26 protein-coding genes are annotated in these 24,193 nt (G+C 68.5%); 18 read left to right on the plus strand and 8 right to left on the minus strand.

From position 1 onward, the window contains the following. Positions 1-24 precede the first annotated feature (24 nt). The 4 genes from aroC to aroQ are packed head-to-tail and all read left to right on the plus strand — an operon-like array spanning position 25 to position 3,288. On the plus strand, positions 25-1,230 hold the full coding sequence (gene aroC / locus A5760_RS24390) for a chorismate synthase (protein WP_064885711.1): 1,206 nt from the start codon (positions 25-27) through the stop codon (positions 1,228-1,230). Beyond that, a complete protein-coding gene (locus A5760_RS24395) occupies positions 1,230-1,754 on the plus strand; it encodes a shikimate kinase (protein WP_064885638.1) in 525 nt (174 codons plus the stop codon). Before aroC ends, A5760_RS24395 begins: the two co-directional genes overlap by 1 nt. Further along, positions 1,751-2,845, plus strand: coding sequence for a 3-dehydroquinate synthase (gene aroB / locus A5760_RS24400; protein ID WP_064885640.1), 1,095 nt, complete (start codon positions 1,751-1,753; stop codon positions 2,843-2,845). The genes A5760_RS24395 and aroB overlap by 4 nt, the downstream gene beginning before the upstream one ends. Further along, positions 2,842-3,288 (plus strand): type II 3-dehydroquinate dehydratase, encoded by a 447-nt coding sequence (aroQ, locus tag A5760_RS24405; protein WP_064885642.1) that lies wholly within the window; start codon positions 2,842-2,844, stop codon positions 3,286-3,288. Before aroB ends, aroQ begins: the two co-directional genes overlap by 4 nt. Here the strand turns inward: aroQ and A5760_RS24410 are convergent. Next, positions 3,285-4,010, minus strand: coding sequence for a B-4DMT family transporter (locus A5760_RS24410; RefSeq protein WP_196772197.1), 726 nt, complete (start codon positions 4,008-4,010; stop codon positions 3,285-3,287). The two genes, aroQ and A5760_RS24410, sit on opposite strands and share 4 nt — an antisense overlap. 33 nt (positions 4,011-4,043) lie before the next feature. On the opposite strand from A5760_RS24410, the gene A5760_RS24415 reads away from it, so the two are divergent. From A5760_RS24415 to A5760_RS24435, 6 genes are all read left to right on the plus strand, one after another. Then, positions 4,044-5,153, plus strand: a complete 1,110-nt coding sequence (locus A5760_RS24415; protein WP_064885646.1) for a M24 family metallopeptidase — start codon at positions 4,044-4,046, stop codon at positions 5,151-5,153. 54 nt (positions 5,154-5,207) lie between these two features. Then, entirely contained in the window at positions 5,208-5,432 is a 225-nt protein-coding gene (locus A5760_RS26860) for a hypothetical protein (protein WP_155764459.1), read from the plus strand. A 124-nt stretch (positions 5,433-5,556) separates the two neighbouring features. Then, complete coding sequence (gene efp / locus A5760_RS24420) at positions 5,557-6,120, plus strand: elongation factor P (RefSeq protein WP_064885648.1); 564 nt, start codon at positions 5,557-5,559, stop codon at positions 6,118-6,120. Next, positions 6,117-6,626, plus strand: a complete 510-nt coding sequence (gene nusB / locus A5760_RS24425; protein WP_064885650.1) for a transcription antitermination factor NusB — start codon at positions 6,117-6,119, stop codon at positions 6,624-6,626. Before efp ends, nusB begins: the two co-directional genes overlap by 4 nt. Continuing rightward, entirely contained in the window at positions 6,623-7,024 is a 402-nt protein-coding gene (locus tag A5760_RS24430; protein ID WP_064885651.1) for a hypothetical protein, read from the plus strand. Before nusB ends, A5760_RS24430 begins: the two co-directional genes overlap by 4 nt. A gap of 95 nt (positions 7,025-7,119) precedes the next feature. Next, the gene (locus tag A5760_RS24435) at positions 7,120-9,981 is read left to right on the plus strand and encodes an aminotransferase class I/II-fold pyridoxal phosphate-dependent enzyme (protein WP_064885653.1); all 2,862 of its coding nucleotides are present in this window, start codon (positions 7,120-7,122) and stop codon (positions 9,979-9,981) included. A gap of 2 nt (positions 9,982-9,983) precedes the next feature. On the opposite strand, the gene A5760_RS24440 is transcribed toward A5760_RS24435, so the two are convergent. Next, positions 9,984-10,247: a hypothetical protein gene (locus A5760_RS24440; protein WP_231122734.1), complete on the minus strand. Its 264-nt coding sequence runs from the start codon at positions 10,245-10,247 to the stop codon at positions 9,984-9,986. A gap of 79 nt (positions 10,248-10,326) precedes the next feature. Between A5760_RS24440 and A5760_RS24445 the strand changes: the two genes are divergently transcribed. Beyond that, a complete protein-coding gene (locus A5760_RS24445; protein WP_082279604.1) occupies positions 10,327-11,784 on the plus strand; it encodes a sensor histidine kinase in 1,458 nt (485 codons plus the stop codon). On the opposite strand, the gene A5760_RS24450 is transcribed toward A5760_RS24445, so the two are convergent. From A5760_RS24450 to A5760_RS24460, 3 genes are all read right to left on the minus strand, one after another. After that, positions 11,766-12,434 (minus strand): response regulator transcription factor, encoded by a 669-nt coding sequence (locus tag A5760_RS24450; protein ID WP_064885655.1) that lies wholly within the window; start codon positions 12,432-12,434, stop codon positions 11,766-11,768. The genes A5760_RS24445 and A5760_RS24450 overlap by 19 nt on opposite strands. Positions 12,435-12,467: 33 nt before the next feature. Further along, positions 12,468-12,794, minus strand: coding sequence for a hypothetical protein (locus A5760_RS24455; protein WP_064885657.1), 327 nt, complete (start codon positions 12,792-12,794; stop codon positions 12,468-12,470). Positions 12,795-12,940: 146 nt separating this feature from the next. Continuing rightward, positions 12,941-13,768, minus strand: a complete 828-nt coding sequence (locus A5760_RS24460) for a hypothetical protein (RefSeq protein WP_064885659.1) — start codon at positions 13,766-13,768, stop codon at positions 12,941-12,943. A 229-nt stretch (positions 13,769-13,997) separates the two neighbouring features. Between A5760_RS24460 and A5760_RS24465 the strand changes: the two genes are divergently transcribed. Genes A5760_RS24465 through A5760_RS24490 form a run of 6 tightly spaced genes read left to right on the plus strand, consistent with a single transcriptional unit; the run spans position 13,998 to position 20,753 of the window. After that, entirely contained in the window at positions 13,998-14,768 is a 771-nt protein-coding gene (locus tag A5760_RS24465; protein ID WP_064885661.1) for a GntR family transcriptional regulator, read from the plus strand. After that, positions 14,765-14,995 carry a 4Fe-4S dicluster domain-containing protein gene (locus A5760_RS24470; RefSeq protein WP_064885673.1) on the plus strand — a complete coding sequence of 77 codons (231 nt, stop codon included), beginning with the start codon at positions 14,765-14,767 and terminating at the stop codon, positions 14,993-14,995. Before A5760_RS24465 ends, A5760_RS24470 begins: the two co-directional genes overlap by 4 nt. A gap of 25 nt (positions 14,996-15,020) precedes the next feature. After that, positions 15,021-16,409: an ABC transporter substrate-binding protein gene (locus A5760_RS24475; RefSeq protein WP_064885675.1), complete on the plus strand. Its 1,389-nt coding sequence runs from the start codon at positions 15,021-15,023 to the stop codon at positions 16,407-16,409. Next, positions 16,406-17,281, plus strand: coding sequence for an ABC transporter permease (locus A5760_RS24480; RefSeq protein WP_064885677.1), 876 nt, complete (start codon positions 16,406-16,408; stop codon positions 17,279-17,281). Before A5760_RS24475 ends, A5760_RS24480 begins: the two co-directional genes overlap by 4 nt. Then, entirely contained in the window at positions 17,278-18,030 is a 753-nt protein-coding gene (locus A5760_RS24485) for an ABC transporter ATP-binding protein (RefSeq protein WP_064885678.1), read from the plus strand. Before A5760_RS24480 ends, A5760_RS24485 begins: the two co-directional genes overlap by 4 nt. Further along, a complete protein-coding gene (locus A5760_RS24490; RefSeq protein WP_196772198.1) occupies positions 18,027-20,753 on the plus strand; it encodes a fumarate reductase/succinate dehydrogenase flavoprotein subunit in 2,727 nt (908 codons plus the stop codon). The genes A5760_RS24485 and A5760_RS24490 overlap by 4 nt, the downstream gene beginning before the upstream one ends. Here the strand turns inward: A5760_RS24490 and A5760_RS24495 are convergent, their stop codons facing one another. From A5760_RS24495 to A5760_RS24505, 3 genes are read right to left on the minus strand one after another with little or no spacing between them, the layout of a single operon-like run. Beyond that, positions 20,754-21,293 (minus strand): GNAT family N-acetyltransferase, encoded by a 540-nt coding sequence (locus tag A5760_RS24495; RefSeq protein WP_064885680.1) that lies wholly within the window; start codon positions 21,291-21,293, stop codon positions 20,754-20,756. 12 nt (positions 21,294-21,305) lie between these two features. After that, complete coding sequence (locus tag A5760_RS24500) at positions 21,306-22,520, minus strand: serine hydrolase domain-containing protein (RefSeq protein WP_064885682.1); 1,215 nt, start codon at positions 22,518-22,520, stop codon at positions 21,306-21,308. A 32-nt stretch (positions 22,521-22,552) separates the two neighbouring features. Beyond that, a complete protein-coding gene (locus A5760_RS24505) occupies positions 22,553-22,984 on the minus strand; it encodes a hypothetical protein (RefSeq protein ID WP_231122736.1) in 432 nt (143 codons plus the stop codon). A gap of 117 nt (positions 22,985-23,101) precedes the next feature. Here A5760_RS24505 and A5760_RS24510 point away from each other — a divergent pair, with 117 nt between their 5' ends. After that, on the plus strand, positions 23,102-23,722 hold the full coding sequence (locus tag A5760_RS24510) for a MerR family transcriptional regulator (RefSeq protein WP_231122738.1): 621 nt from the start codon (positions 23,102-23,104) through the stop codon (positions 23,720-23,722). Positions 23,723-24,193: the final 471 nt, after the last annotated feature.

The following is a 24,193-nucleotide window of genomic DNA, read 5'->3' on the forward strand; positions in this document are numbered from 1 at the left end:
CGCCCCCATGGGAGAATGGGACCCGTGTTGCGTTGGATCACTGCTGGGGAGTCGCATGGCCGCGCGCTGGTGGCCGTGCTCGAAGGCATGGTCGCGGGTGTGGAGGTCACCTCCCTCGACATTGCGGAACAGTTGGCCCGTCGCCGCCTGGGCTACGGTCGCGGCGCCCGGATGGCGTTCGAGCGTGACGCGGTGAGCGTGCTGTCCGGGGTGCGGCACGGTGTCACCCTGGGCGGGCCCATCGCCGTCGAGATCGGCAATACCGAATGGCCGAAGTGGGAGACCGTGATGGCCGCCGACCCGGTGGACCCGGGCGAGCTGGCGGACAGCGCGCGCAACGCGCCGCTGACCCGGCCGCGGCCCGGCCACGCCGACTACGCGGGGATGCTCAAGTACGGCTTCGACGACGCCCGGCCGGTGCTGGAGCGGGCCAGCGCCCGGGAGACCGCGGCCCGCGTCGCGGCCGCCACCATTGCCCGCTCGTTCCTGCGCCAGGCGCTCGGCGTCGAGGTGCTCTCGCACGTCGTCGCGATCGGCCCATCAGCGCCCTACGACGGCCCGCCGCCCGGCCCGGGCGACCTGCCCGCGATCGACGCCAGCCCGGTGCGCGCCTTCGACAAGGCCGCCGAGGAGGCGATGATCACCGAGATCGAGGCCGCCAAGAAGGACGGCGACACGCTGGGCGGTGTGGTCGAGGTGGTGGTCCTGGGCCTGCCCGTCGGGCTGGGCTCGTTCACCAGCGGCGACAACCGGCTGGACAGCCAGCTCGCCGGCGCCGTCATGGGCATCCAGGCGATCAAGGGTGTCGAGATCGGCGACGGCTTCGAGACGGCACGCCGTCGCGGCAGCCGTGCCCACGACGAGATGTATCCCGGCCCCGACGGCGTGGTCCGGTCGACGAACCGCGCGGGCGGCCTGGAGGGCGGCATGACGAACGGGCAGCCGCTGCGGGTGCGTGCCGCGATGAAGCCCATCTCCACGGTGCCGCGCGCGTTGGCCACGGTCGACATGGCGACCGGCGACGAGGCCGTCGCGATCCACCAGCGCTCGGACGTGTGCGCGGTGCCCGCCGCCGGCGTGGTCGTCGAGGCCATGGTGGCCCTGGTGCTGGCGCGGGCGGCGCTGCAGAAGTTCGGCGGCGATTCGCTGGCCGAAACCCGCCGCAACATCGCGTCCTACCGGCAGGCCGTCGCAGAGCGGGAGTCGCCGGCCGCCCGGGGTACCGCCTAATGGCGCCCAAGGCGGTCCTGGTGGGCCTGCCGGGATCGGGCAAGTCCACCATCGGCCGGCGGCTGTCCAAGGCGCTCGGCGTCGATTTCCTGGACACCGATGTGGCCATCGAGCAGCAGACCGGGCGCCGCATCGCCGACATCTTCGCCACCGACGGCGAGCCGGAATTCCGCCGCATCGAGGAAGACGTGGTGCGCGCCGCGCTGGCCGGCCACGACGGCGTGGTGTCGCTCGGGGGCGGCGCCGTCACCACTCCGGGGGTGCGTGACGCGCTCGCCGGTCACACCGTGATCTACCTGGAGATCAGCGCCACCGAAGGTGTGCGCCGCACCGGCGGCAACGCCGTGCGCCCGCTGCTGGCCGGCCCCGATCGCGCCGACAAGTACCGCGCGCTGCTGGCCGAACGCAGCCCGCTGTACCGGCGGGCGGCCACCATCCGCGTCGACACCAACCGGCGCAACCCCGGCGCGGTGGTCCGCTACATCGTCTCGCGGTTGCAGGCTCCCGCCGGGGCCGCGACATGACGCGCTCTGGTCATCCGGTCACCATCGAGGTGGCCGTCGACCCGCCGTACCCGGTGATCGTCGGCACCGGCCTGCTGGGCGAGCTGGACGAAATTGTCGGCGGCCGGCACAAGGTGGCGATCGTCCATCAACCCGTGCTGACCGAGACCGCCGAGGTGATCCGAAGCCGGTTGGCGGACAAGGGTGTTGACGCCCACCGCATCGAAATCCCGGACGCCGAGGAGGGCAAGGACCTCCCGGTGGTGGGCTTCCTGTGGGAAGTGTTGGGCCGCATCGGGATCGGGCGCAAAGACGCATTGGTCAGCCTTGGCGGCGGTGCGGCCACCGACGTCGCCGGATTCGCCGCGGCCACCTGGCTGCGCGGCGTCGACATCGTGCACGTGCCCACCACGTTGCTCGGCATGGTCGACGCGGCGGTCGGCGGCAAGACCGGGATCAACACCGACGCGGGCAAGAACCTGGTCGGATCGTTCCATCAGCCGCACGCCGTTCTGGTGGACCTCGACACGCTGCAGACGTTGCCGCACAACGAACTTGTGGCCGGGATGGCCGAAATCGTCAAGGCGGGATTCATCGCGGATCCGGTGATCCTCGACCTCATCGAGGCCGACCCGCAGGCCGCGGTCGACCCGTCGGGTGACGTGCTGGCCGAGCTGATCCGCCGCGCGATCGCCGTCAAGGCGGAGGTGGTGGCCGCCGACGAGAAAGAGTCGGAGCTGCGCGAAATCCTCAACTACGGGCACACATTGGGGCACGCCATCGAGCGTCGCGAGCGCTACCAGTGGCGGCACGGGGCCGCGGTGTCGGTGGGACTGGTCTTCGCCGCCGAGCTGGCCAGGCTGGCCGGCCGCCTCGACGACGCCACCGCGCAGCGGCACCGCACCATCCTGTCCGCGCTTGGCCTGCCGGTCAGCTACGACGCCGACGCGCTGCCGCAGTTGCTGGAATACATGGCGGGAGACAAGAAGTCGCGGGCCGGGGTGCTGCGCTTCGTTGTCCTCGACGGCCTGGGCAAGCCGGGCCGGATGGCCGGCCCCGACCCGTCGCTGCTGGCGGCGGCCTACGCCGGACTCGCGGAGGAGGCCTCATGACCACGACGGTCAACGTCATCAACGGCCCGAACCTGGGCCGGCTGGGCCGGCGCGAGCCGGAGGTGTACGGCGACACGACGCACGATCAGCTGGCCGCGCTGATCGAGCGGGAAGCCGACGCGCTGGGCCTCAAAGCCGTTGTGCGGCAAAGTGATAACGAAGCCGAACTGCTGGACTGGATCCATTCTGCCGCCGACGCGGGCGAGCCGGTGATCCTCAACCCCGGCGGGCTGACCCACACCTCGGTGGCGTTGCGCGACGCGTGTGCGGAGTTGAGTGCGCCCCTGATCGAGGTGCACATCTCCAATGTTCATGCGCGCGAAGAGTTCCGGCGACACTCGTACCTGAGCCCGGTCGCGACCGGAGTGATCGTCGGGCTGGGGGTGCAGGGCTATCTGCTCGCCCTGCGCTATCTGGCCGCGGAGCCCGGCGCCGACAGCTAGCCCTTGTCGTGTTCCGTGCCCGGCTTGGTGTGCTCGTCGCCGGTGCGGATCACCTCGGTCTTCGGGTCGTCCTCGGGCTTGGCGATCGTCTCGGTCGGTGATTCGGTGGTGGCCGCCGAGTCGGTGGGCGCCTCGCGCTCGGCCGTGGCGACCGCCGACGTCCGCGGCTCGGCGTGGGCGTCAGAGCTCTGCGCGGGGATCTCGCCGGTGGGGGCGTCGTCGGCGCGCACCGCGGAGAACACGTCGGTGTCACCGTCCCGCTCGCGTTCGCCAAGGCCGTGGTGTTTCTCCGGAGTCTTCTCCATCTGCCGGTCCACCCGCCAGCGCCCGATGGTCACGCCGATGATTCCGGGCAGGAAGACGCACAGCGCGGTGAAGGCCGCGAACGTCGTCAGCTCGTTGAGCAGGCCCCCGGTGTACAGGCCCTTGTACACGATCGCGACCAGCCAGGAGACGGCCCCGCTGATCACACCGGCCACCAGGCCGGCCAGCAGCCAGGTCATCGCCAGGTCGCCGCGGCGATCCGGATCCGGGTTGGCATTGGCGTCGGCGCGGCCGTCGAGAATTCCCCAGATCATCACGCCGATGATGAACAGAATCAGCAGGGAAACGCTGAACAGCCCGGCCTGTGTCTGCCACGCGTTGATCAGTGCACCTTGGAACAATCGGACGACGACCATCGCCGCGGCGTAGACCAATCCGCGCAGCATCCAGTTACTCATGGCCCAAAAGCGTAGCGAGTACCGTCAAGACCCGTGACACATTCACAGCGTCGAGACAGGCTCAGAGCGCGACTTGAGGCCAGCGGATTGGATGCGCTGCTGGTCACGGACTTGGTGAACGTCCGTTACCTCTCCGGTTTTACCGGGTCCAACGGCGCGTTGCTGGTGTTCGCCGACGATCGCGGCCCGGTGTTGGCCACCGACGGGCGGTATCGGACCCAGGCCGCCGAGCAGGCGCCGGACCTCGACGTGGCCATCGAGCGGGCACTGGGACGCCACCTGGCCGCGCACGCCGCCGAAGCCGGCGCGCAGAAGCTGGGCTTCGAGAGCAACGTGGTGACCGTCGACGGATTCGACGCGCTGACCCGCGAGCTGGACGAGCGGAAGGCGGCCACCGAGCTGGTCAAGGCCGCCGGAACCGTCGAGGCGTTGCGCGAGGTCAAAGACGCCGGCGAGGTCGCACTGCTGCGGCTGGCGTGCGAGGCGGCCGACGCGGCGCTGACCGATCTGGTGGCGCGGGGCGGCCTGCGGCCCGGCCGGACCGAACGCGAGGTCAGCCGCGAGCTGGAGGCCCTGATGCTCGATCACGGCGCCGACGCGATCTCGTTCGAGACCATCGTGGCCGCGGGCCCGAATTCGGCGATCCCGCATCACCGCCCCACCGACGCGGTGCTGGCCGGCGGCGATTTCGTCAAGATCGACTTCGGTGCGCTGGTCGGCGGCTACCACTCCGACATGACCCGCACCTTCGTGCTCGGCAAGGCCGCCGACTGGCAGCTGGAGATCTACCAGTTGGTCGCCGATTCGCAGCGGGCCGGCCGGGAGGCGCTGCACGCTGGCGCCGATCTGCGCGAGGTGGACGCCGCGGCCCGCCGGGTGATCGCCGACGCCGGCTATGGCGAGCAGTTCAGCCACAGCCTGGGCCACGGCGTGGGCCTGGAGATCCACGAAGCGCCGGGCATCGGCGCCACGTCCACCGGCACGTTGCTGGCCAAATCCGTGGTGACCGTGGAACCCGGCGTCTACTTGCCCGGCCGCGGCGGGGTGCGCATCGAGGACACGCTGGTGGTGCCGGACGAAACCCTCGGCAAGCCCCCCGAATTGCTGACCAAGTTCCCCAAGGAGCTCGCCGTTTTGGCGTAGCTACCGCCGACTCACGGCTTTGCCGGGGTTGCGCCCCCGAGTACAGTCGGGTGCGTGAATGGGGTGGCACGGGGTTTGGCACGCCTGCGAGATTTCCGGTGGGACATGTACGCCCAGCCCCTTCGGGAGCTGCGGCTGGAGATGCAGATCGTCTACTTCGCGATCCACCTGCCGTTCGCCAGCGGGGTCACGCTGCACGTCCCGCTGCTGACGATGATCAAGCCGTTGCCGTCGCCAGACGAGCACGCCGCGCTCGGCTCCGAACACGCCCACCACTAACGGCGTTTCGCGCGCCACCGCCCGACCCGGCCCGCGGGACCCGGTCGCGGAGCGCTCTAAACTGGCCGACAAGTTACAGACAGTTCCGTAGCGACTGTCCATCCTCGAGGAGATATACCGAACCGTGGCAAGCACTGCCGATTTCAAGAACGGACTGGTGCTGGTGATCGACGGCCAGCTGTGGCAGATCGTCGAGTTCCAGCACGTCAAACCGGGCAAGGGCCCGGCCTTCGTGCGGACCAAGCTCAAGAACGTGCTCTCCGGCAAGGTCGTCGACAAGACGTACAACGCCGGCGTGAAGGTGGAGACCGCCACCGTCGACCGGCGCGACGCCACGTACCTGTACCGCGACGGCTCGGACTTCGTGTTCATGGACAGCCAGGACTACGAGCAGCATCCGCTGCCCGAGTCGCTGGTCGGCGATTCTGCCCGGTTCCTGCTGGAGGGCCTGCCGGTGCAGGTGGCGTTCCACAACGGGGCCCCGCTGTACCTCGAGCTGCCCGTCTCGGTCGAGATGGAGGTCAAGCACACGGAGCCGGGCCTGCAGGGCGACCGGTCCAGCGCCGGAACCAAACCCGCCACCGTGGAGACCGGCGCCGAGATCCAGGTGCCGTTGTTCATCAACACCGGAGACAAGCTGAAGGTCGACACGCGCGACGGCAGCTACCTGGGGCGCGTCAACGCGTGAGCAGACCCGTGCGGGGACGCCATCAGGCCCGCAAGCGCGCCGTCGACCTGCTTTTCGAAGCCGAGGCCCGTGGGCTGAGCCCGGCTGAGGTCGTCGACGTCCGCACCGGGCTCGCTAAAACGAACCCCGAAGTGGCGGCCCTGCAGCCGTATACGGCCGCGGCGGCCCGGGGCGTCGGCGAACACGCCGCGCACATCGACGACCTGATCAGCTCGCATCTGCAGGGCTGGACGCTGGACCGGCTGCCCGCCGTGGACCGCGCCATCCTGCGGGTCGCGGTCTGGGAGCTGCTCTACGCCGACGACGTGCCCGAACCGGTCGCCGTCGACGAGGCCGTCCAGCTGGCCAAGGAGCTGTCCACCGACGACTCGCCGGGCTTCGTCAACGGGGTGCTTGGCCACGTCATGCTGGTGACACCGCAGATCAGGGCCGCCGCCCAGGCGGTCCGGGGTGCGGTGGGTTCCGACACCTCCGGCACACCGGAGGACCACGGACCGCAACCATGACCCGGTTGGAGCTGCGCCTGCTCGTGGCGGCCATCCTGGCCGCCACGGTGGTGCTGGGTGCGGTGATCTGCGCAGCCTACGGGCTGAGCATCGTGGCTTCGGTGCTGTCGATCTACGCGCTGGGTGTGGGCGCCTGGCTGTATCACTGCGTCGAACGGGTGGCCGTCGCCCGCCGCATCAGCACGGTGCGTTCGGCGGCCAAGCCGCTGCAGCCGCTGCTGCCGGTGATGGCCGCGATCATGGGGCTGACGCAGGGCGTGGTGCGGTCGCTCGGTGATGTCACCGAGTTGCCGGTCCGTCGCCTCGAGCTGCCCGTGCTGCGGTGGGCGGACAGCACGCGGGGTACTCGGCGACCTCGAGGCGACGTCGTGGACAGTGACGACGAGGCGGATCGCTGAGCAAGCTGAGGTGAAATGACCACGGGCGTGGCGCAGCGGGTTCACAATACGAGCGGCACGTCAGCGGCGGCGATCCGAGAAGAACAGGTGAGGTCATGATTCGATACAGCACCCAGCCGCGACGACTTCGGGTGTCCGCACTGGCGGCCGTGGCCAACCCCTCCTACGCCCGGGTCGACACCTGGAACCTGCTCGACGACGCCTGCCGTCACCTCGCCGAGGTGGACCTCGCCGGACTGGACAAGACCCACGACGTGGCGCGGGTGAAGCGCCTCATGGATCGCATAGCCGCCTACGAGCGGTACTGGCTGTACCCCGGTGCGGGGAACCTGGCGATCTTCCGCGCCCACCTGGAGAGCCTGTCCACGGTGCGGCTCACCGAGGAGGTCTCCCTGGCCGTGCGGCTGCTGAGTGAATACGGTGACCGCGCAGGACTTTTCGATACCTCCGCGCCGCTGGATGACCAGGAGCTGGTCGCCCAGGCCAAGCAGCAGCACTTCTACACCGTGCTGCTCGCCGACGACGCCCCGAGCACTGCGCCGGACAGCCTGGCGGAGTGCCTGCGCGCGCTGCGCTGCCCGTCCGACGACGTGCAGTTCGAGATCCTGGTGGTTCCCAGCGTCGAGGACGCGATTACCGCGGTGGCGCTGAACGGGGAGATTCAGGCCGCGATCATCCGTGACGACCTGTCGCTGCGGTCCCGGGACCGGCTGCCGCTGATGAACACCCTGCTCGGGCCCAACGAGGATGCGGGAGACGCCATTCCGGACCGCGCCAATTATTGGGTGGAGTGCGGCGAGTGGATCAGGGAGTTGCGGCCCCACATCGACCTGTATCTGCTGACCGACGAGTCGATTGCGGCCGGCGATGACACCGAGCCCGACGTCTACGACCGCACGTTCTACCGGCTCAACGACGTCACCGACCTGCACAGCACGGTGCTCGCCGGGCTGCGAAACCGTTATGCCACACCCTTTTTCGATGCGCTGCGCGCGTATGCCGCCGCGCCGGTCGGCCAGTTCCACGCCCTGCCCGTCGCGCGCGGCGCCAGCATCTTCAACTCCAGGTCGCTGCAGGACATGGGGGAGTTCTACGGCCGCAACATCTTCATGGCCGAAACCTCCACCACCTCGGGCGGCCTCGACTCGCTGCTGGACCCGCACGGCAACATCAAAAAGGCGATGGACAAGGCGGCCAAGACGTGGAACGCCGACCACACCTACTTCGTCACCAACGGGACGTCGACGGCCAACAAGATCGTGGTGCAGTCGCTGACCCGGCCGGGCGACATCGTGCTGATCGACCGCAACTGCCACAAGTCGCACCACTACGGGCTGGTGCTGGCCGGTGCCTACCCGCTGTACCTGGACGCGTATCCGCTGCCGCAGTTCGCGATCTATGGCGCGGTGTCGCTGCGCACCATCAAGCAGACACTGCTGGACCTGGAGGCGGCCGGACAGCTGCACCGGGTGCGCATGCTGCTGCTGACCAACTGCACCTTCGACGGCGTCGTCTACAACCCCATGCAGGTCATGCAGGAGGTGCTGGCGATCAAGCCGGACATCTGCTTCCTGTGGGACGAGGCGTGGTACGCGTTCGCGACGGCCGTGCCGTGGGCGCGGCAGCGGACCGCCATGGTGTCCGCCGAGCGCCTGGAGCAGATGCTGGCATCGCCGGAATACGTTGAGGAATACCGGAAATGGGCCGCGTCCATGGACGGGGTCGACCGGTCGCAGTGGATCGAGCGCGAGCTGATGCCGGATCCTGCCGCCGCCCGGGTGCGCGTCTACGCCACGCACTCCACGCACAAGTCGCTGTCGGCGCTGCGGCAGGCGTCGATGATCCACGTGCGCGACCAGGATTTCAACGCGCTCACCCGGGATTCCTTCGCCGAGGCGTTCCTGACACACACCTCGACGTCGCCGAACCAGCAGCTGCTGGCGTCCCTGGACCTGGCCCGCCGCCAGGTCGACATCGAGGGCTTTCAACTGGTCCGGCAGGTCTACGACATGGCACTGGTCTTCCGGCATCGGGTGCGAAAAGACAGGCTGATCAGCAAGTGGTTCCGCATCCTCGACGAATCCGACCTGGTGCCCGAGGAGTTCCGGGAGTCCTCGGTGAGCTCCTATCGCGAGGTCAGGCAGGGCGCGCTGGCCGAGTGGAACGAGGCCTGGCGCTCCGACCAGTTCGTGCTGGATGCGACGCGCGTGACCTTGTTCGTGGGCGCGACCGGGATGAACGGCTACGACTTCCGCGAGAAGATCCTGATGGAGCGATTCGGCATCCAGATCAACAAGACGTCGATCAACAGCGTGCTGCTGATCTTCACGATCGGCGTCACCTGGTCCAGCGTGCATTATCTGCTCGACGTGTTACGAAGGGTGGCAATCGATTTCGACCGCATCGAGAAGGCGGCCAGCGTCGCCGACCGGGCGCTGCAGGAGCGTCATGTCGAGGAGATCACCGAGGATCTGCCGCATCTGCCCGACTTCAGCGAATTCGACGTCGCGTTCCGGCCCGTCGACAAGTGCAACTTCGGCGACATGCGGGCGGCGTTCTACGCCGGCTACGAGGAGACCGACCGCGAACACGTGCTGATCGGCATGGCCGGGCGACGGCTGGCCGAGGGCAAGACCCTGGTGTCGACCACCTTCGTGGTGCCCTACCCGCCGGGCTTCCCGGTGCTGGTCCCGGGCCAGGTGGTCTCCAAGGAGATCATCTACTTCCTGGCCCAGCTCGACGTCAAGGAAATCCACGGGTACAACCCCGATCTCGGGTTGTCGGTCTTCACCGAGACGGCATTGGCGCGCATGGAGGCGCAACGCAACGCCGCGATGGCGGCGGTGGGCTCGGTGACCGCGGCGTTCGAGCTGCCGGCGGACGCGTCGGCAACGAACGGAGCGCGCAACGGTGCCAACGACGCCCCGGCCGTGCCGTCGGTCGCCGACAGCAGCTGAGGTCAGCCTGTCGTCGGGGGCGGATTCACGCCGCACGCGGTGCGGGCCGGGGTGTGCGGCGCGCCCGCCGACCAGTCGGCGATACCCCGCCGGATCCCCTCCAGGAGTGCGTCCCTGCCCGCCGGAGCCGTCTGGTTGCAGCTCGAGCTGAGGGTGTTGAACGGACTCGGGTCGGCGCCGGCCGGCGCCGCTCCCAGGACGCCGCAGCCGACCATGACTGCCGCGCTGACCAGTATTCGGGCGATCGCACGATCGTTACGACGCACGGGGCGTGCAGTACCAAACATGACGAGCGCCAGCCTAGGACGCGACCGCTGAGAGGCCGCTGAGAACGCGCTGAGCTCGATGTTTTCAGCCGGGCCGCGGGGCTGCAGAATTAACGGCGTGCGAATACCCCGTGTCTGGCCGTTTCGGCGAAGCGGGCGGCCGGGTCGGTGGCGGCTCGCCCACCTGGGCATTTCGGCCCGCTCGGCGGCCGTGTCGGCGATCGTCGTGCTGTGCGCGCTCGGCGTGGCCGGCGCAGGTTTGGACGCGATCCTGTACCGCTCGTTGTTGGCGGGCGTCGATTACGCTGCTGCCGAACGGGTCCGCGACATCGCCAAGGCACTGCAGTCCGATTCGCCCGACGACCTCGACAACCGTTTGCTGATCACCGACCAGCGGGTGGTCGCGGCCCAGCTGATCGGTCCGGATGGCAACGTGGTCAAGCGATCCGGTTCCGCCCCGACGACGCCGCTGGTTCCGGCGAGCCAGTTCGACTTCAATCTGCGGCGCGGCCTGCCCGACGACGCGGTGGCCGGCGACGACATGCGCGTCAGTGGCCAAAAGGTCGCGACGCGATTCGGCGTGTACACGGTGCTGGTGGGAGGCGGCAGCGAGGCGGTCGAGGCGACCGCACGGACGCTGGCGATCCTGTTGGCCTGCAGCGCGCCGGTCATCGTCGGCGTGGTGGCGGGGGCAACCTACTGGCTGGTGCGCCGGTCGCTGCAGTCGGTGGACGCGATCCGAACCAGGGTGGCCGACATCTCGACGTCCGATCTGGCCGAGCGAGTGCCGGTGCCGGACAGCCACGACGAGATCGCGGCCCTGGCCGTCACCATGAACGAGATGCTCTCGCGTCTGGAAGCGGGTCACCGCGCGCAGCAACGGTTTGTCGGCGACGCGTCGCACGAATTGCGGAGCCCGCTGACCACCATCATCTCGGGGCTGGAAGTGGCCGAGGCCCATCCCGATCTGCTCGACGTCGACCTGGCGGTCAACACCCTGCTGCCCGAGGCGCAGCGCATGCACACCCTGATCGAAGATCTGCTGCTGCTGGCCCGCGCCGACGAGCAGACGCTGCTCCGGCGCAAGGAGCAGGTGGCGCTCGACGACCTCGCGCGCGCCGAAGCCGACCGCGCGCGGCGTGACACGCAATGCGTGGTCCACACCGATATTCGTCCGGTGCGCCTGGAAGCGGATCCGGTGGCGATGTCGCGGATGATCCGTAATCTCGTCGAAAACGCTGTCCGCCATGCGGTTTCGTGTGTGGCCATCGAAGTCGGCGGCCGGGACGGGGCGGCGGTTCTGACCGTCAGCGATGACGGCCCCGGAATTGCCCCCGCCGACAGGGACCGGGTATTCGAACGTTTCGTGCGCCTGGATTCCGACCGGGCCCGCAGCGGGGGAGGGACGGGCCTGGGCCTGGCGATCGTCGCCGAGGTCGTTGCCGCACACCGGGGCACGGTCACCATCGACGACCCGCCCTCCGGCGGAACCAAGATGATCGTGACGTTGCCCGTGTCTCAGCACAGCAATCGGTAACCGACGCCCCGGATCGTCTCGATGGTGTTGGTGCCGAAGGGCACATCGATCTTGCGACGCAGATATCCCACGTAGACCTCGACCACGTTGTCGGGCCCGTGATGATGCGCATCCCAGACGTTCTGCAGTATCTCGGCCTTGGTCACCACCACGTCCTTGTTGCGCATCAGGAATTCGAGCACCCCGTACTCGCGGGGAGTCAGCGCGATCGGGGTCGAACCCCGTTTCACCGTGTGCCGGGCGGGATCCAGCGCCAGCGACCCGGCTTTCAGCACCACCGGCCGCGCCGGCGCGCCGCGACGAATCAGCGCCCGCAGTCGCGCCACCAGCACCCGGAACGAAAACGGCTTGGTCAGATAGTCGTCCGCACCCAGATCGAAGGCGTCGGTCTCGTCATACTCACCGGCCTTGGCGGTCAGCATGAGCACCGGTGTCCACACGTTGTGCGAGCGCATTTGGCGCAGCACTTCATAGCCGCTGAGCCCGGGCAGCATGATGTCGAGAATGATTACGTCGAAACCATTTTCGGTGGCCTCCCGCAGGCCATCGACCCCATTGCCGACGGCCACGACGACGAACCCCTCAGCCTTGAGCCCCCTGGCCACGGTGGCGGACAGCCGCGGTTCATCCTCGACGAGCAGGACTCTCATGTTTCAACGCTACGTCGAGCGCCGGACGCGCCCTCAGTCGGGCCAGCGGGCCTCGATCAGCACCTCGGCGAACGGGCCGCCCATCCGGCAGAAGCGGTTGGTCGCCACCCACACGACGCCCGGGTTTTCCAGCGTGATGCGCACCGGATGGCCGACGATGGTCTCACCGGGATTGGTGTGGCTGAAGAACGTTGTCAGGCCGTCGACGTCGACGTCGACTTTCCAGTCAGGCCAGGGTCGTTGGAAGAAGTCCCGGTTGAACCACATCGTCGGGCATTCTTCGATGCGACGCTCTCGCAAGCCCATCGGGGGAAGCATCATGAGGGGTGTTGCCTGCCGCTGCTGCGTGCCGGGTGGCATCCCGCTCCTGTGTGCCGCCGTCATCACCGATCTCACAAACCGTAAGGTCAAATCGCTGTGAAATCGTTGAGAATCGGGTCGCCGCTTCACCGTTTCCGCTGGTGGCGCCCGGTTTACGAGTTAACTTCTCGCTGAGTGCGGCCGCGTCAGCGTGGATCCTGGTCCGGTTGCTGGACGCCGGTTTCCGGATGATGTTCCGTCGCATCATCTTTGGGCTGGCCGGGGTGGCGACCGGGGCGCTGCGGTATGACGACGACCAACACCGTGATCAACACCGCGAGCACCGCCGAGGCGAGCGGGCGACTCCACGCCAGGCCGCCGTCGGCGACGGGCTTGTCGATGAAATCACCGACGGTCGCGCCCAGCGGTCTGGTGAGGATGAACGCGACCCAGAACAAGGCGACGCGGGAAATGGACGTCCAGAAGTACAGGGCCGCGACCACCGCGAGGCCAACCGCGAAAACCAGCGCGCCGCGTTCGTAACCGAAATCGCGTGTGTCGGCCAGCCAATCGCCGAGCGCGGTGCCCAGCGTCTGCGAGAACGTGATGGTCGCCCAGTAGAAGGCCTCCACCTTGGGCGTGGAGACAGTGCTGACCGATACGGTGCCCTGCGACCATCGCCACAGTCCCAGCGTGGCCAGCAGGCACGCCAGCAGTAGTAGCGACCCGCCCGTGTAGCCGATGCCCAGCGATCGGTCTGCGAAGTCGGCCAGCACGGTGCCGAACGTCGTCGAGGCCACGATTGTCGCCCAGTAGAGGGCCGCATGGAATCGCTTGGCGAGGATCTGCGCCGCCACCAGCCCCACCAGCGCGACGCCGAAAATCGCGACCCCCGCGGCATAGCCCCAATTCAGCGTCATCGTGACGGTGTCGCCGCCCGTCTCGCCCAATGTCGTCGCCAAGACCTTGATGACCCAGAACCCCAGGGTGACCGCAGGCACCTTGGTCAGCGCGTGCTTCGCAACGTCCGTCATGCACGCCATCTTCCGCCGTCGGGCCTCAATCCGGGAATCGGCGCGGCGCACGGCGTGGCAGGTTCTGCTCACCGGGATCGCAAAGCCGACGTGTTCGCGCAGGTGGCGCAATACCGCGGCGGGTGGCGGTTTTAGCTGGTCGGGCCTCGAGGCGCCCCGGCGCAATACGCGCGGCCACCGCCGCGGGGCATCATCGGCGACCCGAAAAACGGCCCTGAGCTGCGTTAGCGTGACTCCCGTGGCGCAACCGGTACCCAGCTGGGACATTCAAGACTCCAGGGCCAATCGCGCCCGCCGGGTCGCCGACGTGCTGCGCCAGCAGATCCACTCCGACGCCTATCTGGAGGGCCTGCCCGCGGAACTGGACCTGGCCGCCGAATTCTCGGTCTCGCGCAACACCATTCGCGAGGCGCTGACCGTCCTCAAGCACGAGGGGCTGATCGACCGCGGACCCAAGGTCGGCACGCACGTCGCGCAGCGCAAGTACGACCACGGTCTCGACGCGCTGCTGGGTCTGAAGGAGACGTTCAAGGATCTCGGTGAGGTGCGTAACGAGGTGCGCGCCGCGATCCCGGTCACCGCGCCGCCGTCGGTGGCCCGCCGGTTGCGGCTGCAACCGGGCGAGCAGGCGGTGTTCATCGAGCGGCTGCGGTACCTGGGCGACCTGCCGCTCAGCCTCGACCTCACCTACCTCGACCCGGACATCGGCCGCGAGGTGCTGACCCATCCGCTGGAGACCAACGACCTGTTCGCGCTCATCGAGGAGGTGAGCGGGCAACGGCTGGGGTCGGCGGCGCTTGCGCTGGAGGCCATTCCCGCCGACGCGCACTCGGCGGCCACGCTGCAGGTGCCCGACGGCGCGGCACTGCTGATGCTGGAGCGGCTCACCAGCCTCGCCGACGGCACCCCCGTCGACCTGGAGTACATCCGGATGCGGGGCGATCGAATCACCATGCGGGGCAACCTTATTAGAGCCGAGCCGATGAGGAGCAACCCATGACGCTGATCAACAACAACCGCGCCGACGTGCCGGTCACCATCGACGAGTCGCTGTGTATCGACGGCTGCACCCTGTGCGTGGAGGTCTGCCCGCTCGACGCGCTGGCCATCAACCCCGACACCGGCAAGGCCTTCATGCACGTCGACGAGTGTTGGTACTGCGGCCCCTGCGCGGCCCGCTGTCCCACCGGCGCGGTCACGGTCAACATGCCCTATCTCCTTCGCTGAAAAGCATTCGACCCCAGGATCTTTGATGAAACGACGCGCCATCCGGCTGGCGTCGGTGGTGATCGCGATCGCCGCGATCACCACCGGTTGCTCACTGGAATCCCTGTCGCAGTCCTCCGGTGTGGTCAACGTGGTGGTGGGATATCAGTCCAAGACCATCAACACCGTCACCGCGGGTACGCTGCTGCGCGCGCAGGGCTACCTGGAACACCGGCTGGCCGACATCACCACCCGTACCGGCACCAAATACGCTGTGCGGTGGCAGGATTACGACACCGGAGCTCCGATCACCGCGCAGATGCTCGCCGAGAAGATCGACATCGGCTCGATGGGCGACTACCCGATGCTGATCAACGGCTCCAAGACGCAGGCCAACCCGCTGGCCAAGACCGAGATCGTCTCCATCACCGGCTACAACCCCAAGGGCGCCCTGAACATGGTGGTGGTGGCGCCCGGTTCGTCGGCGACCACGTTGCGCGACCTGGCCGGCTCCAAGGTCTCGGCGAGTGTGGGGTCGGCCGGTCACGGCACCCTGATGCGGGCGCTGGACAGGGCCGGGATCAGGGGTGTGGAAGTGCTCAACCAGCAACCGCAGGTGGGCGCCTCTGCCTTGGAATCCGGTCAGGTGCAGGGTCTTTCGCAGTTCGTCGCCTGGCCGGGGCTGCTGGTGTTCCAGAACAAGGCCAAACTGCTGTACGACGGGGCCGAGCTGAACCTGCCCACCCTGCACGGGGTGGTGGTGCGGCGCTCGTATGCGACGTCTCATCCGGAGGTGCTGGGCGCCTTCCTGCAGGCGCAACTGGACGCCACCGACTTCCTCAACTCCAAGCCGCTGGAGGCCGCCCGGATCGTCGCCCAGGGGAGCGGCCTGCCGCAGGAAGTGGTGTACCTCTACAACGGCCCCGGTGGTACCTCGTTCGACACCACGCTCAAACCGTCCCTGGTCGAGGCGTTGAAAAACGATGTGCCGTACCTGAAGTCGATCGGCGACTTCGCCGACCTGGACGTGTCCGGCTTCGTCCAGGACGCGCCCTTGCGCACCGTATTCGGCGCCCGCGGCCTGAACTACGACGCGGCCCGGGCCGCCAGCGCCAACCCGTCCGCGCTGCGCGGGGATCCCGCCCTGGCCAGCGAACTGTGGCTGGACGGTTCGGATTCCACGCAAACGGTCGCCGACCCGGCCAGTCTGCTCCGGGCCGTGCGCGAGGCGACCGCCCGAGGCGCCAAAGTCCGTGCCGCCTATGTTCCCGACGCGGAGCTGGGCACCCGGTGGTTCGCCGACAAGGCGGTCTGGGTTCAGGACGGCCAGAACTACCTGCCGTTCGGGACGCCGGCCGGCGCACATCGCTATCTCGCCGCACACCCGGGCGGCGCCATCGTGAATTACGAGCACGCCCTTGGAGGTTCGGTATGACCGCTTATCTCACCGGCGACCCGGCAGCCCCGGTGTCGGCGCAAGTCGTCGACGCGGTACCGGCCGCGGCCACCCCGCGACGTGCCGGCTCGCCATGGCAGTGGCGGCTGCTGCGGCTCGCCTCGGTCGCCGCCGCGATCGGGTTGTGGCAGGCGCTCACCGCCGACAAGGTCCGGCTGCTGCTGCGCTTCGACACGCTGCCCACCGTCACCGAGATCGTGCACGCGCTGGGACGCCGGCTCGGAACCTCCGAGTACTGGCTTGACCTGGCGCAGTCGCTGATCCGTATCCTCACCGGCTTCGGATTGGCCGCGGTGGTCGGGGTCGCGACGGGCGTGCTGCTGGGGCGTTCCCGCTTGTTCGCCAACACCTTCGGCCCGCTCACGGAGTTGGTCAGACCCGTCCCGGCCATCGCGATGGTGCCGGTGGCGATCCTGCTGTTCCCGACCGACGAGGCCGGCATCGTGTTCATCACCTTCCTCGCGGCGTACTTCCCGATCCTGGTCAGCACCCGGCACGCGGTGCGGGCGCTGCCCACGCTGTGGGAGGACTCGGTGCGCACCCTCGGCGGCGGCCGGTGGGATGTGCTGAAGCAGGTGGTGCTGCCGGGCATCCTGCCGGGAGTGTTCGGCGGCCTGTCGGTCGGTATGGGCGTGGCGTGGATCTGCGTGATCTCCGCGGAGATGATCTCGGGCCGACTCGGGATCGGCTATCGCACCTGGCAGGACTACACCGTGCTGGCCTATCCCCAGGTGTTCGTCGGGATCATCACCATCGGCGTGCTGGGTTTCGCGACGGCGGCGACCGTCGAGGTCGTGGGCCGTCGGGTGACCGGCTGGCTGCCGCGTGCGGAGGAGGAAGGCCGGCAATGACTTTGAAAAAGGCTGGAGTGAGTCTGGAACTGGATCGAGTTCGCTTGTCCTACACCGGAAGACCGGTGATCGACGGGCTGAGCCTGACGGTGCGGCCCGGGGAGATCCTGGTGCTCACCGGCCCCTCGGGCTGCGGCAAGTCGACGGTGCTGCGGGCCTTGGCGGGGCTGCTGCGGCCCGACGACGGCCGGATCGTCGCCGACGGCGACGAGGTCACGACCACCTCGGGCGACCGGGGCATGGTGTTCCAGGACAACGCGTTGCTGCCGTGGCGCACCGTGCGATCCAACATCGAGTTGGCCCTGAGGCTGCGAGGCGTCGCCCGGACCGGCCGGCGCGCCGAGGCCGACCGCTGGATCGCCGAGCTCGGTCTCACCGGCTTCGGCGACTATCTGCCCAAGAGCCTGTCCGGCGGCATGCGGCAGCGCGTCCAGCTGGCCCGCGGGCTGGCCGGGGCGCCGCGCGCGGTGATGATGGACGAGCCGTTCGGCGCGCTGGACACCCAGACACGGACGGCCATGCAGCGGCTGCTGATCGACACCTGGCGTGCCCACCCGACGACGATCGTCTTCGTCACCCACGACGTCGACGAGGCGCTGCTGCTGGGCGATCGCATCGCCGTACTGGGCAAGGCCGGTCAGCCGCTGCGCACCCTGGTCGACGTGCCGGAGCCGCGCGTCGACCGGCAGCGCGCCGCGCTGCGCGCCGAAGTCATTGCGGCACTGAATCACTCGGCGGTGGCGGCATGATGCAGATTCCCGACCCGGCGGCCCCGGTCCGGCTTGACTGTGACGTCCTGGTCATCGGCGGCGGCACCGCGGGCACCATGGCGGCGCTGTCGGCCGCCGAGAACGGCGCGCAGGTGCTGCTGCTGGAGAAGGCGCACGTGCGTCACTCCGGCGCCCTGGCGATGGGCATGGACGGTGTCAACAACGCGGTGATCCCCGGCAAGGCCGAACCCGAGGACTACGTCGCCGAGATCACCCGCGCCAACGACGGAATCGTCAACCAGCGCACCGTGTATCAGACCGCCACCCGGGGCTTTGCGATGGTGCAGCGGCTGGAGCGGTACGGCGTGAAGTTCGAGAAGAACGAGCACGGCGAGTACGCCGTGCGCCGGGTGCACCGCTCGGGCTCCTACGTGCTGCCGATGCCCGAAGGCAAGGACGTCAAGAAGGCGCTGTATCGCGTGCTGCGGCAACGGTCGATGCGCGAGAAGATCCAGATCGAGAACCGGCTGATGCCGGTGCGGGTGCTGACCCACGAGGGCAGGGCCGTGGGTGCGGCGGCGCTGAACACCCGCACCGGTGAATTCGTCACGGTCGGCGCCAAGGCGGTCATTTTGGCCACCGGTGCTTGCGGCCGGCTCGGCCTGCCCGCGTCGGGCTACCTGTACGGCACCTACGAGAACCCCACCAACGCCGGCGACGGCTACTCGATGGCCTACCACGCGGGCGCGGAGCTGTCCGGCATCGAGTGTTTCCAGGTCAACCCGTTGATCAAGGACTACAACGGCCCGGCATGTGCGTACGTCGCCAATCCCTTCGGCGGCTATCAGGTCAACGCGCACGGCGAGCGGTTCGTCGACTCCGACTACTGGTCGGGGCAGATGATGGCCGAGGTCAAAACCGAGATCGACTCCGCGCGCGGACCCATCTACCTCAAGGTGTCGCACCTGCCCGACGAGACGCTGACCGCGCTGGAAAGCATCCTGCACACCACCGAGCGGCCCACCCGGGGCACCTTCCACGCCAACCGCGGCCACGACTACCGCACCCACGACATCGAGATGCACATCTCCGAAATCGGCTTGTGTAGTGGGCACTCCGCGTCGGGGGTGTGGGTCGACGAGCACGCCCGCACCACGGTGCCCGGGCTGTACGCCGCCGGCGACATGGCCTGCGTGCCGCACAACTACATGATCGGGGCATTCGTGTTCGGCGACCTGGCCGGCACGCACGCCGCCTCGACCCTGGCCGACGTCGCTGCACCGCAACAGCTTCCGGAGGATCAGGTGCGCGAGGCGCACGAGCTGATCTACCGGCCGCTGCGGCATCCGGACGGCCCGCCGCAACCCCAGGTCGAATACAAGCTGCGCCGCTTCGTCAACGACTACGTCGCGCCGCCCAAGACCGGGGCCAAGCTGTCGCTGGCCATCCGCACCTTCGAGCGGATGAGCGCCGAGATCGCCGAGATGGGCGCCCGCAATCCGCACGAGCTGATGCGCGCGGTGGAGGTGACGTTCATCCGCGACTGCGCCGAGATGGCCGCCCGTTCGTCGCACACCCGCACCGAATCCCGTTGGGGCCTCTATCACGATCGCGCCGACCTGCCCGGCCGCGACGACAACCAGTGGGGCTATCACCTCAACCTGCGCAAAGCGACCCAAGGCGACGCCGAAAAAGGAATGGTGTTCCTCAAGCGGCCGGTGGCACCGTATTTCGTGCCGGTCCCGGAGTTCGACGGCCTGCCGCCCACCGACCGGACCGTGTACCCGGTGGAGCAGCCGCCGCTGGTCGGCGGTCAGGCGCCGGCCACCGCGGTGTCGCGAATCGGCTCCGCCACAACCGCGTTCGAGCCGCCGTCACCGCGCATCGCCGAGGTCCTGGCGCTCGAGGAGCCCACGATGATCGACCTCGATCCCTACCTTGCCGACGCGGATCCCGGCGTGCGCCGCACCGCGGTGTCGACGCTGACCGAGCACATCCCCGACGGGTATGCGCCGGCCCTGGTGGCCGCGCTGAAGGACGGCGATGCCTCGGTCCGCCTCACCAGCGCCGACGGCATCCGCGAGCTGGTCGAGGTGTTGCCGCAGCCGGAAAGCGTTCGCGAGCACCTGGATTCGGTCGATCGGGTGGTGCGCGCGGCCTCGCTGTACGTGCTGGCCGCCCGCCGGGCCGGTGACGCCGCGCAATACCGTCGCGCGCTCGACGACGCCGATCATCGGGTGCGCATCGAGGCCGTGCGCGCGCTGGTGTCCGTCGACGACGTGGCTGGTGTCGTCGCCGCCGCCGGTGACGAGAACCGCGAGGTCCGCATCGCCGCGGCCGCCGGACTGGCGACGCTAAGGGCGACAGCAGCCCCAGCTAGCCGGGCCGTGCGCCGGCTGGTCGGCGACTCCGACCCGCTGGTTCGCGCCGCTGCGCTGGCCGCGCTGGGTCAATTGGGTTGCGGCCAAGACGATTACGCCGCCATCAAGCAGGCGCTGCGGGCGCCGGCCTGGCAGGTGCGGGAAGGCGCGGCCCGCGCGCTGGCCGGCGCCCCGGTCGACTTCGCGGTTCCGCATCTGTCCGAGGCGCTGGGCGACGCCCATCTGGACGTGCGCAAGGCGGCCGTGCTCAGCCTGACCCGCTGGGCAGGGGAGCCAGCCGCCCGGGACGCGCTGGGGCTTGCGCTCAAAGACGGCGACGCCGACGTGCGGGCCTACGCCCGCCGGGCGCTCGAGCAGGACAGCTTGGCGGAAGAAGGCTAATCAGCGCAGGATCTTGGCGTACAGCAGGCTGTCCTGCGGTTCGGGCCCCATCGTAGGGTAGACCGCGTGCCGGGCCAGTCGCCCCTCCAGAAAGAAGCCGGCGTGCTCGAGCAGCCGCGCCGAGCGCTCGTTGTCCACACTGCAGGTGGCCCAGACGCGGTACACCTCGCGATCGGCGTCGAGCGCGGTGAGCAGCATGCCGAGCACCTCGGACATCAATCCCTTGCCCCACCACCGCCTGCCCAGGCAGTAGCCGACCTCGACCGAATGCGGTGCGGTGCGCCGGCAGCTGGCCAACCCGATCACCTCGCCGCGGTGCCGCGACTCGATGACCCACGTCTTCTCGTCCGCGCTGGCGTTGAGTTTTTCGGTGATCACGCGCCGCGTCGCGGCCACGTCGGGGTGCGGCGCCCACAACAGATACTTGGTGACCTGCGGGTCGCGGGCGACCCGCTGGAACAGCGCCCCGGCGTCGTCGAGTGTGGGTAGGCGCAGCAGCAGCCGCGGACCGCTGATGCGGTCGGGTGGGTATTCGGGCATCGGGATGTGACTTTAAAGGTCGAGGGCGCGATAGGTGTTGCGGACGAATCGCGGTTGCGCCGTGCGGAGTTTGGCCAGCGACGTGTTTCCGGCGACGGCGGTGGCGGCGTCGACGGTCAGGTCCGGCAGGTTCTGAATCAGGTAGAGCAGGATCAGGTCCGCACTGGGGTCGGCCTGCCACCAGGTCCCGTAGGCGCCGGGCCAGCTGAACGTGCCGAGGCCGCCGGGCCCGAAAAGCGGTGTGCTCTTGGCCGGATCGGTCACCAGGGACAGGTTCAGCCCGAAGCCGCGGCCGACCCAGTACGGCGCGCCCAGAAAGTTGTGCCGCTTCTGCTCCTCGGTGAGCCGGTCGGTCCGCATCGACCGGACCGACTCTTCCGAGAGCACCCGCACGCCGTCGACCGTTCCACCGGCGAGCAGCATCCGCACGAACCGCAGGTAATCGTCTGCGCTCGACCACAATCCGCCGCCGGCATTGCAGAACGAGGGCGGCGTGATGTGCGGTGGGCCCATCACGCCGTGATGCAGCCGGCTCTGTTCGTCGAGTGAGTACATGGTCGCCGCGCGCCGCCGGGCCTCGGGTGAGACGAAGAACCCGGTGTCGCTCATGCCCGCCGGGCCCAGGATCCGTTCATCGAGCACCTCATGGAACGGCTTGCCCTCGATGCGGGAGGCGATGACGCCCAGCAGGTCGATGGAGTGGCTGTAGGTGACCCGGTCACCGGGCTGATGCACCAGCGGCAGCTTGGCCAGCTCGGCCAGCCAGGCGTCCGGGCCCTGATTAAAGGGCAGCCGCATGTAGGCCTTGGAGATCGGCCCTGACACCGAGAAGCCGTAGGCCAGCCCACTGGTGTGGGTGAGCAGATCCTCGATCAGCATGGTGCGGTCCACCGGGTGCGTCCGGTCGAGCGCGCCATGCGGATCGTCGAGCACCCGCACGTCGGCCAACTCCGGCGCCCAGCGGGTCACCGGATCTTTGAGCGTCAGCTTGCCGTCGTCGACCAGGCTCATCACCGTCGCGACCGTCACCGGCTTGGTCATCGACGCGATGCGAAACAGCGTGTCGCGCTGCATCGGCAGACCCGCGTCCACGTCGCGGTAGCCGATTTCGTTGATCTGCAGCAGTTCTCCGCGCTGCCAGACCACCGTCACCGCGCCGGCGAGCAGGCCGGCGTCGCACACCTCACGAATGGAGGCGGCATTGCCATTGAGGGACGAGCGATTCACCTGGTCAGGTTAGCGGGCCGGTCGTGCGGTCCTCAGATTCGGTCGATCCCGGCGATCAGGGTGGCCACCCCGGACGTGAGTACGCCCGCGATCAGTAGCGTCGCGCCGAGCCACACGCTCGCGATCATCCGGTTCGGGCGCGCCGGGTTGCGGCCGAGCACCGATAGGAAGAATCCCGCGGGCATCATGATGGCGGCCAGCAGCACGGCGATCGCCCCGCCGTTGGCCCAACCGGGGCTCGCGCCCGCGGCGTTGCCCAGTACCGACAGCAGTAGGCCCAGCATCACGAGCACACCGGCGTGCGCGTGGCCGGCTCGAAAAAACGATTTCTGCAGGCCGTTGGCTTCGTGGTTCCCGGTGACCACGCGAAGTAAGAAGACGCCGCCGGACGCGATGGTGACGACCGAGATGATGGTGGCCCCCAGCGTGACGCTCATGAACGGGGCGATCAGCGAGGTGCTCATAAAACTTCCTGACGTCATAAGCCGGGGTTAGATACTTCTACTATCCAATAGTGGATAGTAGAAGTATCCAATGTCAAGATGTTCTGGCAAGACTTTCGAAGGAGCGCTTCCGTGCTGATGTCGGAGCTGGCGAGTCGCACCAATGTGCCGGTGCCGACGATCAAGTTCTACCTACGTGAGGGCGTGCTGATGCCGGGCCGCGTCGTCAGCTCGACTCGCGCCCACTACGACGAGCTCCACGTCCGACGGATCGCGCTGATCAGGGCGCTGTCCGCGATCGGTCTCTCGATCTCCCAGATCAGTTCCGTTGTCGGACTCATCGACCACCCGGGCCGGTCGCTTTTCGCGACGCTGGGTGCGGCGACAGCGGCGCTTTCGCGGCCCGCTCAACCCGCAAGCGGTGAGGACTGCGCACGGGCTCGGGCCGCGCTGTCGGCGCTTGACTTCGTGGTGCCCGACGATCTTCCCGCGGTAGCGCAGCTTGACCGCGCGCTCGCCGACGCCGAGGCCGCGGGCGTGCCGATGACCGAGGATCGGTTGCGCGCATACGCGCCGCACATCAGTGCCATCGCCAACTACGACATCGAGCAGATGCCGCTGGAACCCCCAACGGCGGCAATCGAATACGCCGTCCTCGGGACGATCTTCTACGAACCGATCCTCGCGGCACTGCGCCGCATCGCGCATGCCCACCTGGCCGCGCAACGCCTGGCCGAGGGCGGGTCAGCCCTCGATTAGGCGGCATGATTTGCGCTGCGTCCGCAACGTGATCGTGGAATAACGCCTCTGTACATTCAGCGCGGAGAAATTTGAATTGACCGCCATGGCCAATCAAATGGCGAGGACGATAGCCGCAGCGTGCGGTGGTGCTGCCGTGTTTGCCCTGGCGTTCAGTGCAATCGGCGGTGTTCAAGCGCCGCCCACCAACATGGCGGATCCTGTGACGACCGTCGAACCGACGCCCACATCGCCGGATGACGTTTGTTGCGATACGCCCCAACCCCAGGCAAGCGGCTGGAACTGCAAAATCGGGTTGAACTGTGGGCCGATCAGGCCGCGCCGCACCTGGCCTCCGCCTCCGCCTCCTCAATAGGCTTTCACTTCGAAATTTCAGCGTTCACTTTCGTCGAATCCGACGTTGGCGGACCGGACATGATTCGTGCCCGCCATGTGTCCCTTCCCCAGACCCATGGGGCGGGTGTGACTGGC

Source organism: Mycobacterium colombiense (assembly GCF_001665835.1).
Lineage (GTDB): Bacteria > Actinomycetota > Actinomycetes > Mycobacteriales > Mycobacteriaceae > Mycobacterium > Mycobacterium colombiense_A.

Excerpts from the sequence above, each read along its gene's own strand:
- A5760_RS24395 (WP_064885638.1), top strand. The coding sequence starts at position 1,230 with ATGGCGCCCAAGGCGGTCCTGGTGGGCCTGCCGGGATCGGGCAAGTCC.
- aroB (WP_064885640.1), top strand. The coding sequence starts at position 1,751 with ATGACGCGCTCTGGTCATCCGGTCACCATCGAGGTGGCCGTCGACCCG.
- aroQ (WP_064885642.1), top strand. The coding sequence starts at position 2,842 with ATGACCACGACGGTCAACGTCATCAACGGCCCGAACCTGGGCCGGCTG.
- A5760_RS24410 (WP_196772197.1), bottom strand. The coding sequence starts at position 4,010 with ATGAGTAACTGGATGCTGCGCGGATTGGTCTACGCCGCGGCGATGGTC.
- A5760_RS24430 (WP_064885651.1), top strand. The coding sequence starts at position 6,623 with ATGACCCGGTTGGAGCTGCGCCTGCTCGTGGCGGCCATCCTGGCCGCC.
- A5760_RS24435 (WP_064885653.1), top strand. The coding sequence starts at position 7,120 with ATGATTCGATACAGCACCCAGCCGCGACGACTTCGGGTGTCCGCACTG.
- A5760_RS24445 (WP_082279604.1), top strand. The coding sequence starts at position 10,327 with ATGTTTTCAGCCGGGCCGCGGGGCTGCAGAATTAACGGCGTGCGAATA.
- A5760_RS24450 (WP_064885655.1), bottom strand. The coding sequence starts at position 12,434 with ATGAGAGTCCTGCTCGTCGAGGATGAACCGCGGCTGTCCGCCACCGTG.
- A5760_RS24455 (WP_064885657.1), bottom strand. The coding sequence starts at position 12,794 with ATGCCACCCGGCACGCAGCAGCGGCAGGCAACACCCCTCATGATGCTT.
- A5760_RS24460 (WP_064885659.1), bottom strand. The coding sequence starts at position 13,768 with ATGACGGACGTTGCGAAGCACGCGCTGACCAAGGTGCCTGCGGTCACC.
- A5760_RS24470 (WP_064885673.1), top strand. The coding sequence starts at position 14,765 with ATGACGCTGATCAACAACAACCGCGCCGACGTGCCGGTCACCATCGAC.
- A5760_RS24475 (WP_064885675.1), top strand. The coding sequence starts at position 15,021 with ATGAAACGACGCGCCATCCGGCTGGCGTCGGTGGTGATCGCGATCGCC.
- A5760_RS24480 (WP_064885677.1), top strand. The coding sequence starts at position 16,406 with ATGACCGCTTATCTCACCGGCGACCCGGCAGCCCCGGTGTCGGCGCAA.
- A5760_RS24485 (WP_064885678.1), top strand. The coding sequence starts at position 17,278 with ATGACTTTGAAAAAGGCTGGAGTGAGTCTGGAACTGGATCGAGTTCGC.
- A5760_RS24490 (WP_196772198.1), top strand. The coding sequence starts at position 18,027 with ATGATGCAGATTCCCGACCCGGCGGCCCCGGTCCGGCTTGACTGTGAC.
- A5760_RS24495 (WP_064885680.1), bottom strand. The coding sequence starts at position 21,293 with ATGCCCGAATACCCACCCGACCGCATCAGCGGTCCGCGGCTGCTGCTG.
- A5760_RS24505 (WP_231122736.1), bottom strand. The coding sequence starts at position 22,984 with ATGAGCACCTCGCTGATCGCCCCGTTCATGAGCGTCACGCTGGGGGCC.
- A5760_RS24510 (WP_231122738.1), top strand. The coding sequence starts at position 23,102 with ATGTCGGAGCTGGCGAGTCGCACCAATGTGCCGGTGCCGACGATCAAG.